The organism is Longimonas sp., from assembly GCF_046498435.1.
GTDB lineage: Bacteria > Bacteroidota > Rhodothermia > Rhodothermales > Salinibacteraceae > Longimonas.
This window is the reverse complement of record NZ_JAWOAR010000246.1, coordinates 1-21,827: the sequence shown is the minus strand read 5'-3', so window position 1 is coordinate 21,827 and position 21,827 is coordinate 1. Positions and strand designations below refer to the sequence as shown.

The following is a 21,827-nucleotide window of genomic DNA, read 5'->3' as shown; positions in this document are numbered from 1 at the left end:
AACGGCCTGTGCTCGCTGAATCCGGAGGTCGAACGGCTCTGCATGGTCTGCGAGATGGAGGTCGGCAAGAATAAGCGTACTTTAAGGCCAAATCCCGGCGAAAGGCGCGCAGACCCGAGTTTAAATCCGGGATCTTGGTCATGCAGCAGTCCAGTTGAAACGGTTGTGATCGGCGCCTCTGATCGAGGAAGGCGCTGATGCCCGGGACTAATATGAAGGCTCGCAATTTTTCTGTCATGTACCATGGTGGAGGGGACTCTCGCTGAAAGGCTCCCTCCAGGTTATTTCTCTCAATCTAACAGCTACCGACAAAAGTTGTCGTAGCGTACGGCGGCTAATCTCACAATCCTACAGTACACCAGCGGCGGTGTTAGGTGATCGGGGCGAGCAGGAGCGGGCTCCAGCGAAGAAGGTGCACCATGTAGGCGGTTGGATATTTGGGAGAGGAGGTAGGGTAGCATTCATATACATACAGCGTGGGGGGGTATAAGCACATCCTGCGCGCTGGCAATATCCTGTAACACCGAGATGATCTGAGACGTATAAAGACCGTATGCTGGATGGGGCATAATGCTTCGTCTTGGCATCGCCTCTTCACCTTGATGGTGGCCTTCGTATCTCCCTTTAATCTCTTTCGTTTCTACTGCTATGCGCCAACTCGTTTCGCTGGTTGCCATGGGCCTGTGCTGTGTACTTCTCTCCGCTTCGGTGCACGCACAGCGCATGGCGTCGTATTACTCGCAATATGATCTTCTTTCGGCACCACCCTCTGCCGTGGGTGAGGGGTTGAGCGGATTTGCGAATCCGGCCTTGCCTGCGCTTGAGCCCAATGCGCTCCAACTGCAATGGTCGACCGACGGGCGCGACCATGGTGGTGTAAGTGACATTGGGGCGTTCTCGTCGCTGGGTGGGCTTAGCAGCGGGGTCTTGCGTGTTGAGCGTAATGGATTCCGGAGCACGGGCTACCACGTTGGGCTGGCGGGCGGCACCAAGCGCTTTGCCACCGGCATTGCGTATCAGGGCTTTGCAGGCGACAAGCGGGCCTTCGGACGCGTCAACCGTCTCACCACCGGTGCCATTGCGCGTCCAAACCGCTACCTGTCGGTGGGCCTCACGTACAACATTGGGCTGGAGACCGACGACCGCGAATGGGTGGGCGCGCTGGGCATTCGTCCGCTGGGCACGCCACGGCTTACGGTATTTGGCGACATGGCCGTGTTTTCGGGGGATGCGCTGGGTGATGCGCCCTGGAGCGTGGGCGGAGCCTTCCAAGTGGCGCCTGGCGTGGAGGCGGTAGGCCGCTACTTTGAGAGCGAAGCTTTTAGCCTCGGACTTCGCGTAAACCTGGACCGGGCGGGTGTGCAGAGTCAGGCGCGGTTTAATCCGTCGCAAGCGTACGCCTCCAGCACCTACGGCGTGCGCCTGGGTGGGGCGCAGCCGAGTGCCATCAGCGAGGCGGTGCAGCGTGGCGGCAAGCACGTAGCGCTGGAGTTGGGTGGTACGCTCGGGTATCAGCAGAGTCAGGTAGAAGCGTGGACGCAAGAGGGTGTGCGGCGGCTGTACGAGGCGCTGCGCACCATCGAGCGAGCGGGCGCTTCAGACCGTGTGCAGACGCTGGCGCTGAATCTGTCGGGGCTGCGCATTCAACCCGCGCTGGCGTGGGAACTGCGTCAGGCGCTGCAGGAAGCGCAGGCGGCGGGCACCACCGTGCTTGTGTACGTCGAGAACGCCGGCATGAATACCTACCACATTGCCAGCGTGGCCGACCATGTGATTATGGATCCAGTGGGCCGCCTCACGCTTGACGGCTACGCCTCCAGCCAGACGTTCCTGGCGGGCACGCTCGACAAAGTTGGCATTGCGGTGGATGACTGGCGCCTCTTCTCGCACAAGTCCGCGCTCGAAGCGCTCGACCGCACCGACTTTTCGGAGGCCGAACGCGAGCAGCGGCAAGCCTACATCGACGCCTTCTACGAAACCGTGCGTACCGACGTGACGGCGTCTCGCGGTCTTGATACCGCCACGTTTGATTCTATCGTCAACGATCAAACCCTGCTCTGGGCCGACGACGCCGAGTCCGCTGGACTCATTGATGGCACTGGGCGCTGGAGTAATCTCGACGATCTGCTCGACACGCATGTGGGCAGCTCTACCTCGGCGCTCTCGGTAGATGCGCTCAACGAACTGCACACGGCTTCTGATGCGTGGAGCGCGCCGCCTACCATTGCGCTGGTGTACGGCATTGGCGGTACATCTATCGACGGCGGGATGCAAGCCCGGGAACTGGCCAAGACCATTCGTGACACGGCCGACCGCGACGATGTGGCCGCTATCGTCTTCCGGGTGGATTCGCCAGGCGGTGACCCGCTGGCGGCTGATCTTGTGGCCGAGGCGTTGCGCGAAGCATCGGAAGACAAGCCCGTCATCATCAGTCAAGGCCAGGTGGCGGGTTCGGGCGGATACTGGGTGTCGATGTACGGCGACGAGATTGTCGCATCTCCCACCACGCTTACCGGCTCAATTGGTGTTGTAGCCGGCTGGATCTACGACGATGGCTTCAGCGACCGCGCCGGGTTCGACTACGATGTGGTGCAGCGCGGCGACCGGGCCGACCTGACCACCGGATACGCCGTGCCGCTGTTGGGCGTAGAGTTGCCCACCCGCGATCTGACTGAAGCCGAACGGGAGCGTGCTGAAGCGCAGATCGAAGCCCTCTATGACGACTTTATTGCCCGCGTGGCCGAGGGCCGCTCGCTGGACCAAGACGCTGTGCGCGAGGTTGCCGAGGGGCGCGTGTGGACTGGGACCGCTGCACAGGAGCGCGGTCTGGTCGATACCATCGGCGGGCTGCCGGCGGCCATCGAGGCCGCGCGCACCGCTGCTGAGCTGGATCGTGACTGGGTGCAGGTGCAAGAGGTGAACGCCATCAGCGGGTTCTTCGGGTTTGAGACCCTGGTTCCGGCTCCGATTCGCGCCCTCGTATCCGACCGCGACCGTGCCCCCGAGACGTACGACCCGGTCCGCGACTTCGTGCGCACCATGGCTACGCACCAGCCGCATCCGTTAGTGATATTGCCGCCCGGTTGGGCCCCTGCACCGCGTCCTTAGTGGAGAGATGGGGAGCGGCCTGCTCCATTGAACAGCTGTTGAACGGCTCTTGAAGGAAGCCTGCGCAGTTATATCGTCTGGTTCGTTTACAGCTGGTTCGTTTACAGATAGACGCTTACACGGCAGGTGGTAGTTTCCCCCACAGAGCCGTGCATCACTGGAATTAGATTTGCATTACGTGCAGTGATGCGCTGTATGTAGGTTATGGCCGACACACGCAGCGGGCCTCTTGTATTTCCTTCATGGATGTTAGTACCCACTATGTCACGCAAACTGGCGGACCTTGGCAATCAATTCGATACCGACCGCGTGCTGCGTAGCTACCTGAAGCGCACGTGTCCACCTGAGATGTACGCGGCAATCAAGCCGGACCTTCGGGCGTTGGGGGCAGAAACCGGCGGTGAGCTGTACGACCTGCAGCTCCAAGACCGCCCCAACACGCCCCGGCTGGTGCAGTGGGATCCGACGGGTGATCGCATTGACCACATTGAGCTCACGGACGTGTGGAAACGCGTACTGCCGATGGTTGCCGAGCATGGGGTGATTGCTACCGCGTACGAGCGTAAAAACGGGCCGCTGAGTCGTGTACATCAGGGCGCCCTGGCGTACCTTACGCTTCCGGCCTCTGATATGATGGGCTTCCTGTTGGCTACGACCGACGGCTCCATTGCCACGCTATTGCGCTCCGGCAACGAGGTGCTCATTGACGAGGTGGTGCCGCATCTGATGAGCCGCGATCCCGACACGTTCTGGACAAGCGGACAGTGGCGCACCGAACAGTCTGGCGGCACCGACTTGAGCAAGGTGGATACCGAGGCGCGCTACGAAGACGGCGAATGGCGCTTGTACGGACATAAGTGGTTTACCTCCTCCACGGCAGCTAACATGGCGATTGTGCTGGCTCGCCCGGAATCCAATAATAAAAGCGGACAGACCGCACTCTCGCTCTTCTACCTGCCGATTCGCGACAATCATGACGCGTCTCCTGCTGATGGCATTCGGGTGAACCGTCTTAAGGACAGTATGGGTGCGAAGAAGCTACCTGTCTCGGAAGTTACGCTCAACGGCGCGGTGGCACATCCAATCACTGAACTTCAAAACGGCACCCGGCACCTTACGCCCATGGTGGACCGCGCGCGCATGTGGAACGCGCTCATTGCTGTGAGCAGCATGCGGCGGGGCCTGGCGCTGGCGCGCGACTATGCCCGCAAGCGCAAAGCCTTTGGCACGCCCATCATTGAAAAGCCACTGCACTACGACACCCTTGCCGATGTGCAGGCCACGTTCGAGGGCGCGTTCCACCTCACGTTCCGGTTTGTGGAGCTCATTGGCAAGGAAGAGAACGACGCGCTGAGTAACGAAGAGCGGCACTTGTTACGAGCGCTCTCGCCGATGGTAAAGCTCATCACGGGGCGCCAGGCCGTTGAGGTAAGCACCGAGGTCATCGAAGCCTTTGGCGGGTCGGGATACGTCGAAGAAACGGGCATCCCCACACTTCTGCGGGATACGTTTGCGCTGCCGCTGTGGGAGGGCACCACCAACGTGATGTCGCTCATCGCGCTGCGTACGCTACGCCGCGATGGACGTCTGGAGGCCGTGCACCACGAGATCAAGCGCTGCGCGGAAGCGTTGGAAACGCCTGCGCTTCAGCACGCCATGAAGCAGGCGCAAGACGCGTTCAAAGCTGCCGTGCAGTGGCTGGCCGATACGATGGAAAACCGCGGCGAGAAAGCCCTGGAGGCAGGGGCCCGACGCTTTGCGTATACGATTGCGCATGCACTGGAAGCCGCACTGCTCATCCGCCATGCGCAGTGGGCGATTCAAGACGAAGGGCGCCGCCCCATTGCTGTAGCCGAGTACTTTACGGCAAAAGGCATCAACCACATTGCCCGCCGCGCCCACTACGACGGTTACATGCTGGCAAAAGACTTCAACCGGCAGTCGCTCTTTCAAAACGAAGCGACCGTTGATACCGGATCGCAAAAAGCGGCCCTCTGATGCGTTCGGGGCACGTTGGATACAAATCCGTTGCAGCATAGCGGCATCGCTTCTCTACAGGGCACCGAATTTACTTCGTCAGTCGGCCTCGTGTGGAGATGGAGGGGGGACGGATCTCAACGTCGATCTTGCACGCTCGGCATCACATCTTCCGCCGGAGTTCCCATCGCAGGCGCTCCGAGGCCAGCCCTCCGACCGTGTGACCTGAGATGCTTCACTTCGGTCAGCATGACAATAGAGAACAGACCGTGGAAAAAAAACCCGCGTGGATGCTATCACTTAGCGTTTGCCCACTACCCATACCTGCATACACCAACGAAGCATGCGGATTTGGTATTACACCAGACCGGAAGCACTCCTGCCTCCGGTCTGGTGCATTGTGGGCCGAGGCGATCCTGCGCGCGGACATTTGCGCCCCGGCTCACGTATGAACACTGTTCAAACTGGACTCACCGGCTCCGAATTGCCATGTCGCCTCCGCAGCCCTCCGACGTAGCCACGCCCGCGCCTCCCAAGAAGGAGCGCTACACGTACGCCGACGATGCCGAGTTGCCGGAAAGTGCGCCCTACGAACTGATCGCCGGTGAACTTGTCATGACTCCTTCGCCCACGTTTCAGCATCAGCAAGTTTCGCTTCGCCTGTCGGCAGCTATGTTTCGTCACGTAGACGAGCACGGAAGCGGTGAGGTCGTGACTGCGCCGATGGATGTGTCGCTGTCGGAGGACACCACCGTGCAGCCGGATCTTATCTTCGTGGCGAATGAGCGACGCGCAATCATCGGCGAACAGCGTGTGCAAGGTGCGCCCGATCTGATAGTAGAGATTCTGTCGCCGTCTACCGCACATCGGGATGTCGGCATCAAAAAGCGGCTGTACGAGCGGCACGGCGTGCGCGAGTACTGGACGCTCGACCCGGAGTCGCAGGCGGTGGAGGTGCACGTAAACACCGACGCTGGGTTCACGCAGCATGCGCGTGTGGTGGAGGCGGGGGCGATAGCCTCTACCGTTGTCAATGGATTCGAGGTCGATGTGGGAGATCTCTTTTAGAGAGGCAGAACGTTCGCGGTGTAGCAAGAAGCGCACGCATACGGCAACAAGCCACCGACGCACGAGCGCCGCGCAATGGGCTTCCGCTGGCGCTCTTCCTGGTGCTCCTCGGTTTGTTGGTGGGAGGCGGAGGCGCTGCAGCGTACTATTACCACGCGCACCGCAACGAGATTGAGACGACGCAGCAGCGCATCGATAAGGCGATGGAGCGTATTGCGTACCTGCATGCGGAGGCCGATCACGACGCCGAAGAAGTGCATGAGGATGTGCCGGAGCAAGGCCCATTCACAGAGGCGTCTCCTGAACTCGACTTGGACCAACGTGACGAGTCAGATTCGTCTTCCTCCTCGACCCGATCCCAAACGCATCGCCGAGAGCGTGCGTAGCTTGGGGGGGTATCCGTTTTTGTTACCCGTTTTTCTTTGTCCTGTTTTACTGCTTGTTTTCTGCTATGGCTAACCCCTTTCCCGCCATTGCCCGTCGCTTTGCGCCGTGTCCCGACGACCTGCGTCCCGAGGGTCTCACGCAGGCCATTGGCGATGCGATTCCGTTTGTGGATACCGCCGGGCTGCGCATCCACACGTACACACAAGAAGAGGTAACGGTGCAGTTGGAGGCCGAGCGGCGCGTGGCGAATCACATCGGCACCATCCACGCGGCGGCGCTGGCATTGCTTGCGGAGACGGCGTCGGGGCTGGTGGTGGCGCTGAACATTTCGGACGAGAGTGTGCCCGTGGTGCGCACGCTGAAGGTGGACTTCCAGCGCCCGGCTTCTGCATCCATTACAGCTACCGTTACGCTGGATGAAGAGACGCGTGCACGTCTGCAGAAGCGCCCCATTGGACGGGTAGATGTGCCGGTAGATCTTGTGATGGACGACACGACGGTGGTGCAGGCCACTGCACAGTGGGCATGGCTGCCAGCTGAGCGACTGGATCTGCCCATATAGGAAGCCGCTTTACCAGCGAACGCGGTGGCCCCGCAGATCCACATGCACAAATGGGCCCCGGTGCGGAGCCGGGCCGTATACGCCGAGGCCACCCACGTATGCCTCCCCGTTGTCGGCTTTTACCGTGTCCACGATATCAGCCAGGAGTTCGGCATCGGCCTCGGTGACGCGTCCGGTGTCGGTCAGGTCGTCCATGCGACCATTGCCAGTGGCATCCACAAAAATATCGGCTGCATCGCCATATAGGTGGCGGCTGTAGGTGCTGGTGTTGCCAATGGAGCGGTTGTAATGCGGGGTGCGAAATCCGCTCATGATGTACAGCGTCGGGATGTCGTGGCCCTGCTCGCGTACGGTGGCGAGCACATCCTCCAGAAGCTGCAACAGGTGGGTGTGAAGCAGTACAAACTGCGGAAGGGCATCGGTCTGTTTGCACAGAAACTGCTCCAGGCGGAAGTTGGGGGCCACCTGTGCTGTGCGTGTTTCTTCGGTGACCCGAATGAAGCCCTCAGGCCGCTCATACGTCTCCAGTCCACGGCGCGGCTCCGATTCGTAGCGCCCGATGCGGTATCCATCGAGGTGCGTACCGTCGTGGTCCCACGGCTCCAGCACAAACACTTGAAGCTGAATGGAGGCATCGTCTTCGTTTTGCACAACAAGGGGATGCAGCCCCGGGGTTTCGGGCGCAGTGAACGACCATGGCGCAGCGTCGGGGCTCCATGTGGTGGTGTCGGCAGGCGCCTCAATTCGGTAGGAGGAAGAGGCCTCGTCTCCTTCAACCGAAACGGGTACCGTCTCGCCGGGCATAACAGTCACGGCCATGATGGAGGCGCTGATGGTATAATCGCCGAAGCGGACCGTGAAGGGGGGGTCCGAGTCAGTGGTCTGTACAATCGAGGGGGAAGCAGCGAGGGGAAATACGCCCCCAAACACCCAGACAATCCCGACAAAAAGGATACAAATGGAACGCGTCTGATGCACCGTATTGCGGACAGATAAATGAAGGAAAAGGAGTTTTCACTGCCCACCACACAGGGGCCCATACGGTTCCGTACGCGTGGCCGGTGGGATAGCACAAAGGCAGGCTTGTTCGTGCATTCAACAGTACATTGGGGGCCCTAATTTTAGAAGCGAACGGCATGCATGTAGTGCTGTGTCACAGATGGTTTATGGGGTGAAGTATGGTCTCTCACTTTACAGTCATCCCGGCCAATCCCGATGGCTGTCGCATTGGCCGGGATGACCATGCGTGTTGGGGTAGAAATGTACTCCTCCCGCACGCTGTCATCTTGAGCGGATACCGACAGCGGTCGGAGCCACAGGGGGCGGGACTGCGCTCACCATGACAGGCTTCGTGGGAGTTGGGCGTTGAACCATCTCTTTTGCGTTTAGCGGTTCAGTAGCAGAGCATCTGTGAGACGCCCTGCATCGGTCTACACAAAGTCATCCTCTTCTGCGGCATCGTCGTTCAAGACATCGTCTGGCTGATCGTACCGCTCAGGATCCATGGCGATCATCATATCGCGGAAGCGTTGCATCTGGTCGAACGACAGATCGATGCTCATCCCGCCAATTTCGATCGACATCCCTCGGCTTTGCAGCAGTGTGCGAAACTCATCGAGGGGAAGCGTGAGTCGCATGAATTCGCCAATCCCAATCAGTTCAGGATCTTCGCGTGTTGATACGTTGCCCCAGGTGCGGCTCCAGTTGTCGGCATTGATGGTCACGTCATCGTATTCGAGCCAGCTTACATTGCGGGTGCCGCTGGAAAGCAGAATGCGTACCTGGTCGGGCGTGCAGGCTTCGCCGTCGCAGTTGGCGGTGCTCTTCACATAAATAATCTGCTCTCCCGACGATCCCAGCCCGCTTCCGCCACGCGTGATGCGGATCGGGTCCGTCTCAAAGTGAGTGCGGTCCTCTTCGGCATTATACTCGGTGGTGATGCTCTCTGTCGAGGAGCAGCCGGTACCGGCGAACAGCAGTCCCGTTAGCAACAGAAACACACCGATATGAAGCGTGCGTGTCAGGTATCGATGTGAGCATGTGTAGCGCAAGATATTCATAGCACGTTAGAGGATGGTATGAAAAGAATGAACTGGTGTAGGATAGCGCGATGAGATGAATAAATCAAGGAGGGATGAGAGGCGGCTAACTCCTCTTTGTGGCTATGTAAGTGCCGTGTCAACCTTCATTTTGATGGTTACCCTGAAATCATTCTCCCACGAAGCCTGTCATGGTGAGCACGCGACGGGCCCAGCCCGGAGCACGCCGAACCATCTCCTCGACGCTCAGCGGGGCTCTAGGCGATTGAACGGCCCTGCCAACCTTGGGGGAGATCTTTATTCACTGCGTTCATCAGTCGCTTCGCTCGTGTCAGGACTCCGCGTCTCCTTGGCGGAGCCGCTCCGCTCAAGATGACAGCATGTAAACGGGGCATGTTGTAACCCACACATTGACCGTTGACACGACAGTAGGGACTGCGCATCCCGATGAGGGATAGGGGCGGTGCGCTGGCAGAGATGCTTTCTGGAGGGGGAAGAAGTGAGAGATCGGGGGCGCATTCAGGCTCATGCATAGGGGCGCTCCGGGTCCTGCTCGCACGGACCGTGGCTCGTTACCTCCCACACGCCCATAGCCAGCCAACTCCTAAACTCGTGGCGCGGCCAGGCTTTGTAGCGGATCGATGCAGGGTAGGCTACCGGTGTGCCGTCTTCCATGAGCCATTCAAAACAGATGTGCGTAGACGTCTCGAACAAGACGCCAAGCACACAGCCTTTGCCCTCAACAAAGTACTTGTACGAGGCAGTGCCGGGCTGCGAGCAAGGCTGGAATCCTTCGGGAGCGGCTTTTACGAAGGCGTCTAATGTTGACATAGGCGCAAAAACAAGGATTACTGGCTTATTTAGACGACGTCTAATTTAACGATAGAGGGTCAAATCGCCAACGTACCGGCGTGAAGTTCGACGTAAATTGCAGCCTTCCCGCTGCGTGGTCTGGGGAGCTGTAGATGATTTAGACCGCCTCTAAATCGCGTTTGTCGCGGATCTCCCGCGCCGGGATGCTGTTTCTACCGCAGTTCTTTACAGAACAGAGCGCTTTCATCTATTTGCTTTGCCACGAGGTGAGTTTTATGACAAACGAAATTCAGTCCCAATGCACCGCCTGCGCACACCTGAATCGCACCGCCGACAACAAAACGTGCGAAGCCTTCTCCGAGGGCATCCCCGAAGAGATCTGGACCAATCAACACGATCATCATAAGCCGTATCCTGGCGACCAAAGCGTACGGTTTGAGCTTGCGCCCATCCCCGAAGCCAAACGCGAAGCCGTAGCCTAACCGCACCGCCATAGCGTCGTGACTGGCATCTCTTGCTACGCAACGCCCCTGCAAAAGCCGATGCGTCCCGCTGCGGACGCGTCGGCTTTTTGGCGTGTGGGGGGGCGTGTGGGAGCTGTAACTGTATGCGCCTGTAACGATATCGCTGCGCAGTGTACAGAACGCGTGTGCCTTTGTATGCTGTTGGCTGCCCTCGTTCTGTCCACCCACCGCCCCGCCTGTGTCTTCGTCCTCAACCGCCATTCTGCTGTTTAGCCACCGCCCCGCACGGGAGTGGTCGAACAAGCAATTTGTGCCGGGCGACTATGCCACAAGCACGCAGGTTGCCCGCACGCTGCACACGCACACCGTGCAGACCGTGCGCCAGAGCGGCTATCCGGTCATCGAGGTCGACGGGTCCAAGCAGCGCGGCAATACCTTTGGCGCACGCCTGGCGAACGCTTTTGCCGATGCCTTTGCCGCCGGATACGACCGCGTCATTGCCGTAGGCGGCGACTGCCCCACCCTGCACGAGGTCAACTGGAACGCCGTAAGTACACGTCTCGGCACCGGGCAGCCGGTCATCGGACCCACACCCGGCGGCGGCACCTACCTGATTGGGCTGCACCGATCGCACTTCAACGCGCAAGCATTTGCCGATCTGCCGTGGAAGTCGCCGCAGCTCGGGGCAACGCTGCGTGATTACCTACGCGATGCCCACGGCCCCGCCGCCTGCCTCACGCTCCGGTGCGACGTGAACACCGTGCGCGATCTTGTGGCGCTGCTTCAACCCACCACCGCTGCTCGTCCACTTGCCCACCGGCTGCGCTTCGTGCTGGGGTGGACCGCTCCGTGCCCCTCCTCTCTGTCTCGCTCGATACAAACGGATCTCCGCGTCACCACGCCCTCACGCGGACCGCCCGTGACACGCGCTGCGCATGCGTAATGCACAGTGCACCGCCCCCTCACCGCCGGGTACCTGACGCCCGTCGTGGCAGGGGCCATCTCCGATGCCGCTCCGTTTTGTATCTTGCACCCTCCTTCGTATCCCCATGCCCAACCGTACCCTTGCTACCACCTGCTGCCTTATTTTCCTGTGTTGTTTTGGGGGGATACGCAGCGTTCCCGCCCTGGCGCAAACCGGACTCGAAATCCGCGCGCTGCATGCCGACACCGGGGCTCCCGTCTCGGGCGTTACGGTCCGCATCTCGAACGATGATACCGGATTCACCTCCGAACGTACCACCAACGACGCCGGACGCGCACGGCTTGCGGGCCTTTCCACCTCGGGTCGCTACGACGTGCGAGCGCCCGAAACCGACACCTACTACGAAGCAGGCGTCACCGGCATCCGGCTGCGGGCCGACCACACGCGCAGCATCACCCTGCTGATGGTGCCGCTGGCCGAGTATGAACTCGACGAGGTCGTTGTATCAGATCGCAACAACGTGGCATCCGTGAACCGCGTCAATGCCGAGGTGTCGTCGTCGCTTGCCCCTGAAACCATCGAGAACACGCCCGTTGAGGGGCGCAACTTTACACAGGTGCTCAAGCGCCTGCCCAACGTAACGCCTGCCACCGGTTTTTTCACGGAGGCGCCTGTTGTGAGCATCAACGGGGCGAACGGCCTGTTCGCCAACTACCTGATTGATGGCATGGACAACAACGAGAATTTCCTGGGCGGGCCCAAGTTTGAGCTGCCCACGGGCATGATCAAAGACATTACGGTGCTGTCGAGCACCTACTCCGCCGAGTTCGGGCGCACCGGCAACGGCATCTTCAACGTGACCACCAAATCCGGCAGCAACGACTACACGGGCGAAGCCTTCTACCTGACGCGTCCGGGTCCGCCATTGGATGCCAGTTCCCCCTTTGCGCAGCGCGACCTGTCGGGCAACGCCGTCAAGAACGGCTTCTCGCGCCAGCAGGGCGGCATCTCGGTGGGCGGGCCCATTGTGCGCAACCAGACGTTCTTCTTCGTCAACGCCGAGCACACCACCGATTTTAAGGACAACCTGCTGAACGTGCCCTCGCTCAACGTGAACGAGACGGTCGATGGGCAGAACCATCTGTCGTATCTCTCGGCGCGCATTGACCATCGGTGGTCGGAGCGGTGGCGCTCTACGCTGCGGGCCAACGGGCAGCGCGTGCGCATCGACCGGCAGGGCGGCGGGCTTACGGGCGGGGTGCGCTTTGCCTCGGCTGCCGATACGCAGGTCCGCGATGGCTGGCACGTGGCGCTTGCAAATACCTACACAGGCGACCGGTGGCTCTACGAATCCAACCTGCAGTATAGCGGATTCAATTGGGACTTTGCCCGCCCCGAAAATCCGGATGCGCCGCAGGTCACCATGCTCGCGCCCGATGGCAGCACCACGCTGGGCATCTTGGGGCACCCCGGCTTCCGCTTCGACGAGACCGAGCGCACCGTGCAGCTTCAGCAGAAGGTGCGCTACAGCGGATCAGGGCATGATCTGCTTGCAGGCGTCGATGTGCTACGCGCCGACTTCTCGCTCGCGGGTGGCGGCAATCCGAAGGGCAACTACACGGTGCGGCTGTCGGGTGCCCAGGTCGATGCCCTTCGCAATCAGCAGCCCGGGCAAGACCTGCAACCCGAAGCGCTAAGCGAGCTTCCCGGTGCAGTCGAGGTGCTCAACTACGGCGTGGAGACGCGTCCCGCCACGTTCGGCACCGATCAGGTGCTCATTGGCGCCTACCTCGAAGACCAGTTTTCGCCGCTGTCGGATCTGAATGTGACGGCCGGGCTGCGCTGGGATTACGACAGCCTCTCGAAGGGCGGCGCGGACGCGGGCGACTTCACGAACATTGCGCCGCGTCTGAGTCTGAACTATTCGCTGGGCGCACGCACCGCACTCCGGGGCGGATACGGCATGTTCTACGACAAGATCGTGTACTCCGTCTACAGCGATGCGCTTCAGTTTAGCTCCACCGCCCCCGGCTTCCGCAACCAACTCCAATCGCTGATCGAACAGGGCCGCTTGCCCGAGGACACCAACATCGACCGCGTCACAAACCGTGGCAATCTGACGGCCAACGCGCCCAACCCGGGTGCCGTGCCGTTCCTGGACGGACCCACGCCCGACGAACTGGCCGACGAACGCGCCTCCATCTTCAGCAACGAGCTACGCATCCTGAATCCAAATGGATACGACAACCCGCTCACGCATCAGTTTTCGGTGGGCGTGCAGCGCGAGGTGGACGCGAACACGCTGTTCTACGTGGATCTGATTCACACGCGCTCGCTGAACCAGTTTCGACTCCGCGACCTGAATGCGCCCGACCCGTTCTCGATTGACCCGGAGGAGGTCAAAGCCGCACAGTCCGACCCAAACCGCGACCCGTCGGACCTGGTGCGCACGCAATTTGAAGCCGACCAGACGCGTCCGACCGATATTTTCGAGCGGGATGCGGCGGGCAATATCCGCACCGACGCCGACGGCAACCCGCAGTTTAAGGAGGGCGTAGCGCGCCAGATTGTGATGACCGAAACCGCAGGCGAGGCGCGCTACTGGGCCGCCAACGTGAACCTGGTGAAGGAGCGCGGCCAAGACGATTTTGCATACCGGCTCTCGTACACGCTCTCGCGGCTGCGCAACAACACCGACGACATCAACTTTCGGGCCGAGGATGCGAACGACTTTGAGGACGAGTGGGGCCCCTCGGTGAATGACCGCACGCACGTCATTAGCAGCGTGCTGTCGTACTTTCCGGCGGATCGATTGCGCCTTACGCTGGCGAGTCTCTTGCAGAGCGGGCAGCCCATCAACCGCGTACCGAGCGCCGAGGTCTTTGGCACCACCGACCTGAACGGCGATGGGCGCGCATTTTCGGAGGCGTACCTGGGCAACAGCGACCGCTATCCAGGCGAATCGCGCAACAGCGATCGTCTGCCGTGGTCCACGACCTTCGACTTGAGCGTGCAGTATGCGCTGCCGGTGGGCAAGGGCCGCCTCATTGCGCGCGCCGACATCTTCAACGTGCTGAACGCCGAAAACCTGAGTGGCTTTGCCAACAATGCCACGCAGAGCAACCAGATCCAGACCGGCCCGTCAAGCTCGCGCCGGTTTGTGCAGCGCAACGCCGGCCCGCCGCGCCAATTCCAATTTGGATTGCGGTACGCGTTTTAGTCGGATTCAGTTAAGTAACTCAAGTTGCCACCTACAGGGTTGTCATTTTGAGCGGAGCGAAGCGGAGTCGAAAAATCTCCTTCTTGCACCTGTTGGGCTCGCAGTGGGGGAGATTCTTCGTACAACAGGCATGACCTACGGCCCTCGCTTCGCTCCTCAGAATGACAGGATGTGGAGCGTTAGCGTTCTGCCCATCCGCCCATTCCTCTGCATCCCCTGCGTCCAACGGTCCCCCGTTGGACGGATAAGCAGGACGCTCCTGCGTCACAGGTACCCCCATTGATCAGTGCATTTTGAACCGTCACCATCCCCCCAACGCCCTTATGTCCGCCGTAGCCGCCATTTTAGGAAGCGCCTTCCACACCCTCACCGGATCGCTCGACCTGACCCGCGTTGAGGTGGATACGCCGTGGGGCACGCAACCCCTGCATCGGGTGGCAGATGCGGAGCGTCCTGCCTACGTGCTGTTTCGGCACGACGTACCGCACCGGCTCCTGCCCAACCAGATCAACTACCGGGCGCAAGCCGCGGCGCTGCGCGAGGTCGGCTGCGGCGCGCTGCTCGTGACAAGCTCTGTGGGCGTGTTGGACGCCGACGTGCCGCTGTACACGCCGCTGCTGGTGCGCGACCTGATTATGCCCGACAACCGCCTCCCCGACGGCTCCACCTGCACCATGTTCGAGGAACCCACTGCCGACCACGGCCACCTGGTGCTCGACGACGGACTCTTTGCCTCGGCCCTCAACACGCAGCTTCGTTCGCTGGCGCATACCGTAGATGCTCCAATTGCTGATGCGGAGGTCGTCTTTGCCTATGTGGGCGGTCCGCGCGGCAAAACCGCTGCCGAAAACCGGATGTGGCCCCGGCTGGGCGCACAGGTCAACTCCATGACGCTGGCGCCCGAGGTGGTGCTGGCCAATGAACTGGAGATTCCGTGTGCCGCGCTTGTGGTGGGACACAAGTACTCGCTTCCCGACCACGACCCGCCCGAGGATCGCGCTGCCCTCGCCGACACGCTCGACCGATCGCGCGCCGAGCAGGAGCAGGTCGTACGGCGCTTTCTGCACGAGGGCCAGCCAGTGCCGTTTGGAAATCGCATCTTTCGATTCAACGACGACACGGACGCATGATTGCTTCCCTCGTATCCGAAAACACCGTCACGGAGCGCGTTGAGGCTGCGTATCCCACATTTACCGCAACGGGGGCGCCCATGCGCATGCCTGGCGGCAACCTGAACAAAGTGTGGCGTGTGCCCGGCCAGCCTGCGTCGGTCATTGCCAAGTACGCACCGCCGCACATCGCCAGTGCGCCCGAGGTGCCGCTTGACCCGGAGCGGCTGCACGTGTCGGCACGATGCCTTGCCCTGTTTGCACCCGGCGCACCACTTGCCGAGTTAGCCACGCCCGCGTGTCGCCCGCCGAAGCGGCTTGGGTGGGATGCCGAGGCCCCACTTCTGGTGATGGAGGACCTGGGCGACCTGTCCGATCTGGGCACCTGGCTGCATGGTGCGCCTCCCACCAGCAAAGCAGCTGACGCTGGGGCGGGGCTGGCACGCTTCATCGGGCACTTGCACACGCGCACTTACGGCGATGCCACCCTTGCCGAGCAGATAGCAAACCCAGCGATGCAAGCCACGCGCCACGACGTGCAGTACAGCCGGGTCGGCGCGTTTCTGGAGGCCGCCGACATCGAAGATGCCGAGGCGCTGGGCCGCCGCGCTACGGCATTGGGGGAGCGCTTTCAGGAGCCGGGGCGCTGCATGATCATGGGCGATCTGTGGCCGCGTTCGGTACTGGTGGATACAGGGTCTGAGGATGCGATGGAGGTGCGTCTCATCGACTGGGAGCTGGCGCACTACGGACATCCGGCGCAAGACCTCGGGCATATTGCGGCCCACTGCTGGATGCTCGCGCACCGCGCGCCGTCGCATATCGCCGAACACGGGGCTCAGGCCTGCTTCCGGCAGTTTCTGGCTCGGTACCGCGAGACCGTGCGGGCCGAGCGTCCCGAAGCGGTAGAGGCGTTCTGCGGTCCCGAAGTGTGCCGCACTGCCGCGCTACACATGGGATGCGAGATTCTGGCGCGCACCACCGGCGCGTTTCAAGACGGCTACCTGTACGACGGACTCGCCCCCACGCATCCCGTCATGCAACGCGCCGTCGCCGAAGCCGCCCGCCACCTTCGCACGCCCGAGGAGGTGGATACGTTTGCTCTGTTGGCGAGGTGAGTAGCCTGGCCTACCGCTGCGCGTTCAGCGCCCAGTCGTACGGCATATAGTCAACGGTGTAGGTGCCGTTGCGCAGAGCTTCTTGCACCTCGGGGTCGTCTATGTACGGCGCGATGTACTGCTGCACGGCTTCGGCATCCGGCCCAAAGTCCGCCTGGTACCAGTCGAACAGGCGAGAGAGGCGCAAGGTGTCCTTGGTGGCGGGGATCTGGTTGAGGGCCGGGTTGTGCAGGAAGGCCCGGGTCTGGTCCTCCAACTGCGCATCGAGGGCATCGCCCGTGTAGGCTTCGCGGCGCAGGGGCGGACAGCTTGCGGCGGCGCAGACCAGCGCAAAGTGGATGCGCGGCTCGTCGAAGCGCTCGCGGATGATGCCGTGCTCAATCTCGTCGAGCGTGCGCATGGTATCGGCCACGGTGCCTACGGGCAGTTCGAACGGACTCTCCTCCGTGGTCTCGGGCGTGTCGCCGGGTGTGATGGCCCAGATGGTGTCGATGGAGTCGTGCTCCAGAATGAGCGCGATGGTCAGTGCGTTGTAGGCGTTCATCCAGAATGCAAGGCGCGCATCGCGAGAGAGCGACTCCAGATCGGCAGTGGCGAGCTGCTCCAGGTACGGGTCGAGCGTGGTGGCGCGGTCGGCACGGAGCTGCGCGTAATCGACGCGATGCTCGGCGTCCACGTAGGTGTTAAGCACATCGGTGAACGCGCTGTGGTCGGCGGGCTGTGCGGTGGCGGGGATGCTCACGAATAGCGCAAGGAGCAGGAGCACCGGCGTCCAACAGCGGACGTGCAAAGAGCGCATAAGCAGGGGGGATGAGAAGGCATCTGTCAACGATGCAGGCAATTCGCATCTCCCAATGAACCTGTCCAGAGAACATATCAGGAGATGCGCAGGCAGTATATGCTATGACGGGCAACCGCTGGATCTGTTACAGCGGCGTGCGGTACAGTTTCGCGTCTTCTTGGTCTGCTCATCTGTGCCAATATCACGATGCCCCATCCCCACATTCCCGACATGACCGCCTATCGCGACGCCGTCAGTGAGGCGGCCACGTTTGTGCGCAACGCACTGGGCACGACGCCGGTGCCGCCGGTGGCGCTGGTGCTGGGCACCGGACTGGGCGCGCTGCACGACGACATTGAGGTGGAGGTGCGCCTTCCGTATGCCGACATCCCGGGCTTTCCGGCAGCCACCACGTCGATGCACGAGGGCGAACTGCTCATGGGGGGGCTGGATGCGACGCCCGTGCTGGCCATGAACGGGCGGATGCATCTGTACGAGGGCTACACGGCGCACGAGGTGGCCTTTCCGGTGCGCGTGCTGGGCGAACTCGGGGTGCAGACGCTCCTGCTTTCTAATGCCGCGGGCGGGTTGAATCCGCAGTACGCCACGAGCGATGTGGTGCTGATTACCGATCACATCAACGAGCAGGGCACCAATCCGCTCATGGGGCCGAATGTGGAGGCGTGGGGCCCGCGCTTTCCGGATATGAGTGCGCCGTACGATCTGGAGTTGTGTGCTCGGGCGCGGGAGGTGGCGCTGGAGCAAGGGGTGGAACTGCACCGGGGGGTGTACCTGGCCGTGCCGGGGCCGATGCTGGAGACGCGAGCCGAGTACCGCAAAATGCGCGACGACGGAGCCGACCTGGTAGGCATGAGCACCGTGCCCGAGGTGATTGCCGCGCACCACATGGGCGTGCGCTGCCTGGCGGTCTCCGTTGTGACCGATATGTGCCTGCCCGACGCGCTGGAGCCCGCCACGCTCGATGCTATCGTCGCCGCCGCCAACGAAGCGCGTCCGCAAGTGCGGGCGCTCTTTGGGCAGTTGGTGCAGCGCATCGGAGCGTAGCGCGCTGAACTGCTCCTCGGCAGTGATCGCTATGCTCCGGAAGACACCGTAATTGCTTCCTCCAACAGCCGTTTGCGAGCTGTTTTTGCGGTTTCGGCGGTGCGAAGAGAATCGACAGCTTCATTCGTCTGAATAAGCTCGGCGGCCGCTGCCAGGTGTTGCAGATACCGATCGGTAGGTACGGTGCGCGGCACCAGCAGCACCAGCACCACGTGGACCGGGCCGCTGGTGTACTTCGGGCGCACGCCGTCGGCGCTGATGCCGACGAGGAGCGATGACTGCTCCACATGCTGTGTGTGGGCGGCGTAGAGCGCCACGCCTGGGCGTAGTTCGGGCGCGTAGCCTTCGGCGCTTAGCAGTCGAGGCAGCACGGCTTCGATGACGTCGGGATGATCGCCAAGAGCACAGCGCATGACGTGGCGGAGCATGTCGTCGGTGTCGGCGTCGGGTAGACCCATGACCACGCACTCGGGGCGTAGCGCCTCGTAGAGCACGCCGGAGTCGATGCGGTCGGGGAGGCTGCTGGGACCGGGGGCAAACCGCCCCTCAGACATGTACACGGTTAGGAATGTGTGGTCGTCGAAGCGCTGGGCGATGACGCCGGGCAGCCGGTCGAGGCCGGGGCGCCAGGCAATCGACCCCTCGCGCTCGTTCATGAGCACCAGCAGGTCGTTCGGCTCCACCAGGTCGTCGAGCGTGCGAATGAGATGCCCCCACTGCTCCATGGGCTGGGTGGTCCACGGCACCGAGGGTTTGGTGGCGTCGATCCGCCGGGACAGCGGCTCTATGGAGGCTTCGGCAGCAACCAGGACCAGGTCGAGGCCTGCCTGATTGCACAGCACCTTGAGCGCGCGCATGGCATCTGCAAATCCCGATTCGCGGTCAGCATACGGCGGCACCGCCAGCACCATGCGGGTGTGCGTGTTCATGGGATGCGCAAAGCGGCTCACGATAATCATTTGACGGGTGCGCTCCAGCAGCTGATCGAGCACACTACCAAAGATATACTCACGCGCGGTGCTCTGCCCGTGCCATCCAATGACGACCGTCGAGATGCGATCTTCTTTAATGGCCCGCACCATGCCATTGACCACGTTGTAGTCGATGCGCGTGCTGGGAATCACAGGTACCTCAGAGGCCGCAGCGTGCAGCACTGCCTTGCTAAGAATCGACTCGCCATGTGCCACATCGCTCTCTACGTTGGGGCCGTCGCGGACGACCGTAGTGGGGTAGATAGCTTCTTCAGAAACGTCGGCGCGCAGCAGCACGGCCACATCCATCAGGTCGTTCGCGGATTCGGGGTTGGCCAGCGGCACCATGATGCGCTGCGGCACATCGGTGGGGTTGTAGGCGGCGCGTTCGGCTTGAAGCGCCAGTTCGCGTCCGTATTTTTCGACGAGTGACGGCCCCAGAATGCTTGTCGCCAGAATCAGCAGAATGACAGCGTTGACCAGGGCCTCACTAAAAAGCCCCATTTCGAATCCAATAAGCGTAACGGCGAGCGTGGCGGCAGCCTGCGGCGTAGAGAGGCCAAAGATCACCCAGCGCTCGGTGCTGGAATAGCGGTAGATCCACTGCACCGCTTGTGCGGCGATGAACTTGCCGCCCCACACCATGGCCGTGAGCAGTCCGGCCAGCAGCCAGACCTCCAGGCCCTGCACCAGCACCGATGCATCTACCAGCATGCCCACCGAGATGAGGAAGAACGGGATGAACAGCGCATCTCCCACAAACTTGATGCGGAGCATGAGTGCGCTGCGCTCGGGCACCAGGCGGTTCAGCGCAATGCCGGTCATGAACGCACCAATGATAGGAGCCAGATAGACCAGTTCAGCAGCATAGGCAGCCACAAACACCACGGCAAGCAAGAAGACAAACTCCATGTCAGCCTGCCGGTCAGAGCCCTGGAAGAAAGCGCGTCCCAGGCGCGGCAATGCAAAGAAGATGACGACGCCGTACCCACTCACGAGCACCACGAACTGGATCCAGAAGAACAGCCCGCTCTCGCCCGATACCAGCGCCGACACAATTGCCAAGATGAGCAGCGACACCAGATCGGTCACCATGGTGCCGCCCATCGTCATGGTGACGGACGGGTTTTTGGTGATGCCCAGGCGCTCGGCAATCGGGTACGCCAGCAGCGTATGCGACCCCACGACGGCGCCGACAAGGAGCGATGTCATCAGGTCCCATCCCATGAGGTAGTGGCCCGTGCCCAGCGCCAGGAGCTGCGGCATCAGGAACGAGATGAACCCAAACACGAAACTGCGCCCTTTCTGCTGCGCAAACTGGTTTAGGTCCATCGACAGCCCGGCCGTGAACATGAGATACAGCAGGCCCACCGTGCCCAGCAGTTCGAACGTGTCGCCGCGTTCGAGCAGTCCGATGGCATTGGGCCCGACAACGGCCCCGGCCACGATGAGCCCGACCAGTCCTGGCACCCCCAGGCGCCGAAACAGCATGGGAGCCAGCAGCACGATGAGCATCACCGTGGCAAAGATGAGCACCGGGTTCGAAATGGGAAGCGCGATCATACGTGTCGGAGGCGCCCAAAGACGCCGTTGGTCTCAAGCAAAAAAGCAGCACCCGCCGCAAAGCAGATGCTGCACAAGCATAATAGGCATTCGGCGGGCCGTTCGCAGATGCAATACGCCGCTCGTGCCGTGAAGATCGGGCGCAGATGTACCAGTCAGTTTACCGATGCTCGGGGTTGGGGTGGTCGAAGCGGCAGCCGGCTGCCCATTCGGAGCGCTGATTGCCGTGCGCCGGAATGCCCCCAGCCTGGTCGATCATATGCGCCATGTGCATCAGATTCCACGTCATGAACGTAGTGTTGCGCTGCGTGAAGTCGTTGTCCTCGCCTGCGTGGGTGCCATTGTCGCGCTTGTCGCCGTAGCTGAGTCCGGGTCCGGCTTCGCCAATCCAACCCGCATCGGCCTGGGGCGGAATAACGTATCCCAGATGCTGAAGCGCATACAGAATGCCCCTGGAAGGGGGGATGAGTGACGGGGCCGCCCAGATGCTGAACCGGATCATCGAGCGCGACCCCGACAACCTCTCCAGCCTCCTTGACAACGCCCTCTTCGCCCGGGGTTACCTGGCCGGGAAACGGGGTGACTACGCCCGCTCCGCCCGGGAAATCGATGCTCTCCTGGTCCGGTTCCCGGTCTTCGGCGACCGGGCCGAGGCCC

Annotated in this window: 16 protein-coding genes and 1 pseudogene; 11 read left to right on the top strand and 6 right to left on the bottom strand. The window is 61.7% G+C overall.

Annotated elements, in window-relative coordinates:
- Positions 1–648 precede the first annotated feature (648 nt).
- The 5 genes from R6U20_RS09440 (at position 649) to R6U20_RS09420 (ending at position 7,102) form a co-directional block, all read left to right on the top strand.
- Positions 649–3,108 (top strand): S49 family peptidase, encoded by a 2,460-nt coding sequence (locus R6U20_RS09440; protein WP_410337607.1) that lies wholly within the window; start codon positions 649–651, stop codon positions 3,106–3,108.
- Positions 3,109–3,369: 261 nt separating this feature from the next.
- A complete protein-coding gene (locus tag R6U20_RS09435) occupies positions 3,370–5,106 on the top strand; it encodes an acyl-CoA dehydrogenase family protein (RefSeq protein ID WP_410337606.1) in 1,737 nt (578 codons plus the stop codon).
- Positions 5,107–5,574: 468 nt separating this feature from the next.
- Positions 5,575–6,153, top strand: coding sequence for a Uma2 family endonuclease (locus R6U20_RS09430; RefSeq protein WP_410337605.1), 579 nt, complete (start codon positions 5,575–5,577; stop codon positions 6,151–6,153).
- A 101-nt stretch (positions 6,154–6,254) separates the two neighbouring features.
- Entirely contained in the window at positions 6,255–6,539 is a 285-nt protein-coding gene (locus R6U20_RS09425) for a hypothetical protein (RefSeq protein WP_410337604.1), read from the top strand.
- A 65-nt stretch (positions 6,540–6,604) separates the two neighbouring features.
- Positions 6,605–7,102: a YiiD C-terminal domain-containing protein gene (locus R6U20_RS09420; protein WP_410337603.1), complete on the top strand. Its 498-nt coding sequence runs from the start codon at positions 6,605–6,607 to the stop codon at positions 7,100–7,102.
- Between the two features lie 9 nt (positions 7,103–7,111).
- On the opposite strand, the gene R6U20_RS09415 is transcribed toward R6U20_RS09420, so the two are convergent.
- The 3 genes from R6U20_RS09415 to R6U20_RS09405 form a co-directional block, all read right to left on the bottom strand.
- A complete protein-coding gene (locus R6U20_RS09415; RefSeq protein WP_410337602.1) occupies positions 7,112–7,921 on the bottom strand; it encodes a D-Ala-D-Ala carboxypeptidase family metallohydrolase in 810 nt (269 codons plus the stop codon).
- Positions 7,922–8,532: 611 nt separating this feature from the next.
- Positions 8,533–9,102: a hypothetical protein gene (locus tag R6U20_RS09410; protein ID WP_410337601.1), complete on the bottom strand. Its 570-nt coding sequence runs from the start codon at positions 9,100–9,102 to the stop codon at positions 8,533–8,535.
- Between the two features lie 564 nt (positions 9,103–9,666).
- Entirely contained in the window at positions 9,667–9,972 is a 306-nt protein-coding gene (locus tag R6U20_RS09405) for a hypothetical protein (protein ID WP_410337600.1), read from the bottom strand.
- Positions 9,973–10,229: 257 nt separating this feature from the next.
- On the opposite strand from R6U20_RS09405, the gene R6U20_RS09400 reads away from it, so the two are divergent.
- From R6U20_RS09400 to R6U20_RS09380, 5 genes are all read left to right on the top strand, one after another.
- Positions 10,230–10,436, top strand: a complete 207-nt coding sequence (locus R6U20_RS09400; RefSeq protein ID WP_410337599.1) for a hypothetical protein — start codon at positions 10,230–10,232, stop codon at positions 10,434–10,436.
- 220 nt (positions 10,437–10,656) lie between these two features.
- Entirely contained in the window at positions 10,657–11,361 is a 705-nt protein-coding gene (locus R6U20_RS09395) for a DUF2064 domain-containing protein (RefSeq protein ID WP_410337598.1), read from the top strand.
- Between the two features lie 106 nt (positions 11,362–11,467).
- The gene (locus R6U20_RS09390) at positions 11,468–14,563 is read left to right on the top strand and encodes a TonB-dependent receptor domain-containing protein (RefSeq protein WP_410337597.1); all 3,096 of its coding nucleotides are present in this window, start codon (positions 11,468–11,470) and stop codon (positions 14,561–14,563) included.
- 323 nt (positions 14,564–14,886) lie between these two features.
- Positions 14,887–15,693, top strand: coding sequence for a 5'-methylthioadenosine phosphorylase (locus R6U20_RS09385; protein ID WP_410337596.1), 807 nt, complete (start codon positions 14,887–14,889; stop codon positions 15,691–15,693).
- The gene (locus R6U20_RS09380; RefSeq protein WP_410337595.1) at positions 15,690–16,790 is read left to right on the top strand and encodes a phosphotransferase; all 1,101 of its coding nucleotides are present in this window, start codon (positions 15,690–15,692) and stop codon (positions 16,788–16,790) included. Before R6U20_RS09385 ends, R6U20_RS09380 begins: the two co-directional genes overlap by 4 nt.
- 10 nt (positions 16,791–16,800) lie before the next feature.
- Here R6U20_RS09380 and R6U20_RS09375 read toward each other — a convergent pair whose 3' ends face one another.
- Entirely contained in the window at positions 16,801–17,589 is a 789-nt protein-coding gene (locus R6U20_RS09375) for a DUF547 domain-containing protein (RefSeq protein WP_410337594.1), read from the bottom strand.
- 189 nt (positions 17,590–17,778) lie between these two features.
- Between R6U20_RS09375 and R6U20_RS09370 the strand changes: the two genes are divergently transcribed.
- Positions 17,779–18,636, top strand: a complete 858-nt coding sequence (locus tag R6U20_RS09370; protein ID WP_410337593.1) for a purine-nucleoside phosphorylase — start codon at positions 17,779–17,781, stop codon at positions 18,634–18,636.
- 29 nt (positions 18,637–18,665) lie between these two features.
- Here the strand turns inward: R6U20_RS09370 and R6U20_RS09365 are convergent, their stop codons facing one another.
- Both R6U20_RS09365 and R6U20_RS09360 read right to left on the bottom strand, forming a co-directional pair.
- Complete coding sequence (locus R6U20_RS09365; protein WP_410337592.1) at positions 18,666–21,170, bottom strand: cation:proton antiporter; 2,505 nt, start codon at positions 21,168–21,170, stop codon at positions 18,666–18,668.
- Between the two features lie 160 nt (positions 21,171–21,330).
- A pseudogene (locus R6U20_RS09360) lies at positions 21,331–21,618 on the bottom strand (flavodoxin family protein); the annotation flags it as partial.
- Between the last annotated feature and the right edge of the window lie 209 nt (positions 21,619–21,827).

Excerpts from the sequence above, each read along its gene's own strand:
- R6U20_RS09440 (WP_410337607.1), top strand. The coding sequence starts at position 649 with ATGCGCCAACTCGTTTCGCTGGTTGCCATGGGCCTGTGCTGTGTACTT.
- R6U20_RS09430 (WP_410337605.1), top strand. The coding sequence starts at position 5,575 with ATGTCGCCTCCGCAGCCCTCCGACGTAGCCACGCCCGCGCCTCCCAAG.
- R6U20_RS09380 (WP_410337595.1), top strand. The coding sequence starts at position 15,690 with ATGATTGCTTCCCTCGTATCCGAAAACACCGTCACGGAGCGCGTTGAG.
- R6U20_RS09415 (WP_410337602.1), bottom strand. The coding sequence starts at position 7,921 with ATGGCCGTGACTGTTATGCCCGGCGAGACGGTACCCGTTTCGGTTGAA.
- R6U20_RS09385 (WP_410337596.1), top strand. The coding sequence starts at position 14,887 with ATGTCCGCCGTAGCCGCCATTTTAGGAAGCGCCTTCCACACCCTCACC.
- R6U20_RS09400 (WP_410337599.1), top strand. The coding sequence starts at position 10,230 with ATGACAAACGAAATTCAGTCCCAATGCACCGCCTGCGCACACCTGAAT.
- R6U20_RS09370 (WP_410337593.1), top strand. The coding sequence starts at position 17,779 with ATGCCCCATCCCCACATTCCCGACATGACCGCCTATCGCGACGCCGTC.
- R6U20_RS09435 (WP_410337606.1), top strand. The coding sequence starts at position 3,370 with ATGTCACGCAAACTGGCGGACCTTGGCAATCAATTCGATACCGACCGC.
- R6U20_RS09375 (WP_410337594.1), bottom strand. The coding sequence starts at position 17,589 with ATGCGCTCTTTGCACGTCCGCTGTTGGACGCCGGTGCTCCTGCTCCTT.
- R6U20_RS09420 (WP_410337603.1), top strand. The coding sequence starts at position 6,605 with ATGGCTAACCCCTTTCCCGCCATTGCCCGTCGCTTTGCGCCGTGTCCC.
- R6U20_RS09405 (WP_410337600.1), bottom strand. The coding sequence starts at position 9,972 with ATGTCAACATTAGACGCCTTCGTAAAAGCCGCTCCCGAAGGATTCCAG.
- R6U20_RS09365 (WP_410337592.1), bottom strand. The coding sequence starts at position 21,170 with ATGATCGCGCTTCCCATTTCGAACCCGGTGCTCATCTTTGCCACGGTG.
- R6U20_RS09390 (WP_410337597.1), top strand. The coding sequence starts at position 11,468 with ATGCCCAACCGTACCCTTGCTACCACCTGCTGCCTTATTTTCCTGTGT.